This is a genomic window from Protofrankia sp. CiP1_Cm_nod3 (assembly GCF_982290655.1).
This window is the reverse complement of the sequence record NZ_CEVIVD010000037.1, coordinates 6,164-11,501: the sequence shown is the minus strand read 5'-3', so window position 1 is coordinate 11,501 and position 5,338 is coordinate 6,164. Positions and strand designations below refer to the sequence as shown.

Annotated in this window: 1 protein-coding gene; it reads left to right on the top strand. The window is 70.1% G+C overall.

Going from position 1 to position 5,338, the window contains the following annotated elements; translation table 11 throughout:
- The first annotated feature begins 101 nt into the window (after positions 1–101).
- Positions 102–4,811, top strand: a complete 4,710-nt coding sequence (locus AC5LUJ_RS09815) for an FtsK/SpoIIIE domain-containing protein (protein ID WP_493464808.1) — start codon at positions 102–104, stop codon at positions 4,809–4,811.
- Positions 4,812–5,338: the final 527 nt, after the last annotated feature.

Sequence of the window (5,338 nt, the reverse complement as noted above, 5' to 3'; positions counted from 1 at the left end):
TCCTTGTTTCGAGCCTTCCCGAGGCCGACACGGGCGCGGTGGACACGTCCCGTTTTGTCGGCATCACGCCGTATCGTACTTACATGCGCCTGACACTCACCGTGGCTGACCCAGCCCAGGATGTCAGTGCGGACATCCTGCTGGACACCGATCCGGACGCGCCCGTCGGCCTGATCGCCGACACCCTGGTACGGCACATCCGTCCAGGCATACCGGCTCTCCCCGTGGGTCGGCCGCGCCTGTTCGTCGAGGGCCGTGCGGTCGGCGAGACGCTCACCGTCGCCGGCTCCCCGATCCGGGACGGTGTTCTGATCAGCATCGACTCGCCTGTGGCCTGCCTTCCTCCCGAGCCACCGGGCCTGGTCGAAGTCCGGGTGACCAGCGGGCCGGGCGCCGGGGTCGTCCACCGGCTCGGCCCCGGCGAGTTCACGGTCGGCACCGCGGAGACCTGCGCCGTGCGCCTGGACGACCCGGGCGCCGCCGCCGAAGCCATGACGATCACCGTGACGGTGGACGGCGCCTGCCGGATCGCACCGGTCACCGCTCCCGCCGGGCCAGACACCGGCGACGTGCTCGTCGAACGCGAGCCCCTGGTCGCCGCGGTCGACCTGCCCGCCGGCAGCACCCAGCTCACAGTCGGATCCGTGCTGCTGGCGGCAGGTGTCCCAAGCCGGGCGGACGCCGCGCTCAAACCGTCCGACGACGGGTCGGGGCTGGACTTCAACCGGCCGCCCCGGCTGCTGCCGCCGATCCGGCGGGCACGGTACAAACTGCCCGGCGAACCCTCCGAGCCGGAGCGGCGGCCCACGCCGATCTTGATGGCGGCGCTTCCGCTGGTCGCGGGCGTCACAATGGCCTTTGTCTTCCGGCAGTACTACTTCCTGCTGATGGCTGTGGTCGGCCCGCTAGGCATGATCGGCATGCACGTCTCGGGGAGCCGTCATGGCAGGCGTAGCTACCGTAAGCAGCTGACCGATTACCACAAAAGGCGTCAGGATGTCGAGGACGATGCCGAGCAGGCGCTCCGCACCGAACGCACCGCCCGCCGCGGCGACTTCCCGGACCCGGCGAACGTCCTGCTCACCGCCATCGGGCCACGCGGACGCCTGTGGGAACGCCGCCGGGACGATCCCGACTACCTGCACCTGCGCCTGGGCACCGCCGACCTGCCGAGCGAGGTCGTCATGGAGGACCCGGCCGCACAGGAGCACAAACGAGAGATCACCTGGACGGCCCCCGACGTCCCGGTGACGATCGCCCTGCCCGAACGCGGCGTTGTCGGTATCGCCGGCCGCGGCGACCTCCCACGGGTGCTGGCCTGCTGGCTGGTCGCGCAGGCGGCCGTCCTGCACAGCCCACGCGATCTCGCGATCTGCGTGCTCACGGACAGCTCCGGCGAGCAGGCGTGGAACTGGGTGCGCTGGCTGCCGCACTGCCGTCCGACCGAAGGCCAGGACACCACCGTCCTGCTCGGGACGGACGACGCTTCGCGGGCCCGGCGGGTCGGGGAACTGCTCGGCCAACTGGGGACGCGGGCGGAGGCGCGGGCCCGGCCGGGCGGCGCGAACCCGCTCACCGACGGCCCGGACATGCTGGTCATCATGGACGGCGCCCGCCGGCTACGCTCCATCCCCGGTGTGATCTCCCTGCTCCGGGACGGGCCGGCGCTGGGCATCCGTTCGATCTGCCTGGACCGCGACATCCGGCTGCTGCCCGAGGAATGCCAGGCCGTGGCCGAGGAGACCCCGACAGGTCTGCGGGTCGTGGAGACCCGCACCGAGGTCGTCCATGACGTCCGCCCGGATCTCGTCGCCACGGCGGCCTCCGACGATCCGGAGCTGACGCTCACGGTCAGTGGCGCCGCGGCCTGGTGCGAACGTCTTGCCCGCGCACTGGCGCCGGTACGCGACGTCGGCGGGGACGACGAGGGGTCGCTCCCGGTCTCCGCCCGCCTCCTCGACGTGATCAGCCTGGAACCTCCGACCGCGGCGGTGGTAGCCGCCCGATGGCAGCTCCTCCCCCGCAGCACAGCCTTCCCCGTGGGTCTGTCCCTCGACGGCCCGCTCACGCTGGACCTGCGCCGCGACGGCCCGCACGGGCTGATCGCTGGTACCACCGGCTCCGGCAAGTCCGAGCTACTGCAGTCGATCGTGGCGTCGCTGGCTGTCGCCAACCGGCCGGACGCGATGGCGTTCGTGCTGATCGATTACAAGGGCGGCAGCGCCTTCGCCGACTGTGTCCGGCTCCCGCACACCGTCGGCATGGTGACCGACCTCGACACGCATCTGGTGGCTCGCGCCCTGGAGTCGTTGTCGGCGGAACTACGCCGGCGTGAGCGCATCCTGGCCGACGTCGGCGCGAAGGACATCGAAGAGTACATTTTTCTGGCCACCGCCGCCGGTGACGCACGGACACCTGGTGACGCACGGACACGCAGCGGCGGGCCGCTGCTGCCGCTGCCCCGGCTGCTGCTGGTCATCGACGAGTTCGCCTCGCTCGCCCGGGAGCTGCCCGCCTTCGTCACCGGTCTGGTCAACATCGCGCAACGAGGCCGTTCGCTGGGTATCCACCTGCTGCTCGCGACGCAGCGGCCCAGCGGCGTGGTGTCCCCCGAGATCCGCGCGAACACGAACCTGCGGATCGCGTTGCGTGTCACCGATGCTTCGGAGAGCACCGACGTTATCGGCGCACCTGACGCGGCACGCATCTCGCCGTCGGCCCCCGGACGGGCTTACGCCCGTCTTGGGCACGCCTCCCTGGTCCCCTTCCAGTCCGGACGGATCGGAGGCCGCCGACCCACCGGTGCCGCCGGTGCCGCCTTTAATGATCTTTCTCCGCCTTGGATCGCCCCGCTGACCTGGGCCGCGCTGGGGCAGCCCGCGCCGGCTCCCCCTCGGCCACGGACCACCGACAACGAGATCACCGATCTGAGGACGCTCGTCGAGACTGTCCGGGACGCGGCCGCCATCCTGGGGGTCGAACCAGTGCGCAGCCCCTGGTTACCGCCGCTACCAGAACGACTTACCCTACGGACAGTAAGCGCATCCATGCCCGGATTCACGTCCGGATCCGTGTCCGAGGAATCACAGGTCGTCTCCCGGCAGCCGCACAGCGGCGGCCCGGGCATGCTGCCTCCCGTCCCGATCGGGCTGGCCGACCACTGCGGCATCCAGGCGCAGCTTCCCTACACGATCGACATCGACAACGGGAGCCATCTGCTGTTCGTCGGTGCGCCGCGGTCCGGACGGTCGACGGTTCTGCGCACCATCGCCGGCTCGACAGCCGCGTCCATCTCTTCCAACGATGTGCACCTGTACGCGTTGGACTGTGGCAACAACGCCCTGACGCCGCTGGTCCACCTGCCGCACACCGGGGCCGTGGTCAGCCGGGACGCGCCGGAACGGGTACAGCGGCTGCTCACCCGGATCATCCGCGAGATCGTCGAACGCCAGGAGATCTTCGCCGTCCATGGATACGCCGATCTCGCCGAGCAACGATCAGCCGATCCCGAACGCCCGCTACCGTACCTGCTCCTGCTGATCGACCGCTTCGAAGGTTTTCTGGCCTCCTTCGAGGAAGCCGACGGTGGAGCGCTTGTGGACATGCTGGCCCGGGTGCTGCGGGAAGGGCCGTCCGTCGGCGTCCGGGTCATCATGACCGGTGACCGGCGCAGCGCCTCCGGACGGTTCAGCGCGGCGATCGAGAACAGGTTCATGCTGCGGATGGCCGACAGGTCCGACTACACGATGGTGGGTCTTGCGCCCGCGGCCGTACCGGACAACCTGCCGCCGGGCCGGGGGTTCCAGCTCGAAGGGACGGTCGAGACCCAGATCGCTCTGCTCGACGACGATCCGTCCGGCCGGGCACAGGTGGCAGCGCTGCACCGGCTGGCCGAGGCGGCTGCCGCGCGCGACGGTGTACCGACCGGGCCAGGTACCGGTGCCCGCGAGGACCACCGCCGCCCGTTCCGTATCGATGTGCTGCCAGCACGCATCACGGTCACCGAGACCAGGGCACTGCGCCCAGGCCCGGGGCACAGCTCACGGACGGGCCCGCCATCACACCTGGATCCGGGCCTGGGCCCGCAGACGAGCCAGCCGGCGGGCATCCGCACGGACGGGCTCGAGGGCCCGCTGCCGGCAGGGCAGCCGTCGGTGCCGGCAGGTTGGCCGAGCCCGCAGCCGGTGCCGCTGGTAGCCCTGATCGGTGCGGGCGGCGACGAACTCGCTCCGGTTGAGATCGATCTCGCCGCCGACGGGCCGGGCTTCGTCATCGCCGGGCCCGCGCGCTCGGGCCGCAGTTCGACGCTGCTGACCATGGCGGAGTCGCTGCTGGCGGGCGGTGCCCGACTGCTGCTGCTGGCCCCGCGACGCTCGCCGTTGTCCACACTCGCGGACCGGTCAGGCGTGATCGACCTGCTGGGCGCGGATGCCCAGGCCGCCGGCATCGACGCGGCGCTGACGGCAGCCGGCCCGTCCGGCGGCCTAGTCACGATCATGGATGACGCGGAACTGCTGGCCACCGCCCCAGTCGCCGATCGCGTATCCGAGTTCCTCAGGACCGCGCGTGACAGCGGATGCGCGTTCGTCGCCGCCGGCACCACCGAGGATCTGACCAGTCAGTACCGGGGGTTCATGGTGGACGCCCGCCGGTCACGATGCGGAGTGATCCTCGCGCCAGGAGCACCCAGCGATGGCGATCTGTTCGGCATCCGGCTGTCACGTAACACCGGGGGCAGCACGCCGGCCGGCCGTGGCCTGTTCGTCCACCGGGGAAAAACAACACCGATTCAGATCGCATACCACGAGTAAGGACACCACCATGCGACCTGCCCAGGCCCTCCTCCCACGTCGGTATGAATTGCACCGTCACCGCAGGGTGAATCACCCTGCAGGCCATCACTCATTCCGGTCGAAAAATTTCCGACAACCCTCCACATGTTCACCGGAAAGGAGCAGATGATAAACAGTCGTAAAACACTGGATGGCGATCGAATGACTTCCGCCTTCGGCGCGAACCCATCCCGGCGCAGAGCCCGCCCCGGCCGATGACCACCTTTGCGATCTCCATCCTGAAAACATACGGATGTCAGAACGTGTGCGCACCGTCCGGCCGAACAGTGTTATGAAGTAGCGGTGTCCGACCACCGTCTTCCCGGGCGTGACGCCGATCCCGGCCAGGAGCCACCTGGTGACCGGCCCGTTTCCCCGACCGAGCCGGTCACGGAACCATCCGGAAAATCGACCGACCGGTTTTCCGGGCGGCTTCCCCGGCCGGGCCGCCATGCCGCGGGCCCGTCCAGGAATCCGACCGGGCCGTGCGCTGTCGGGCCCGCTCA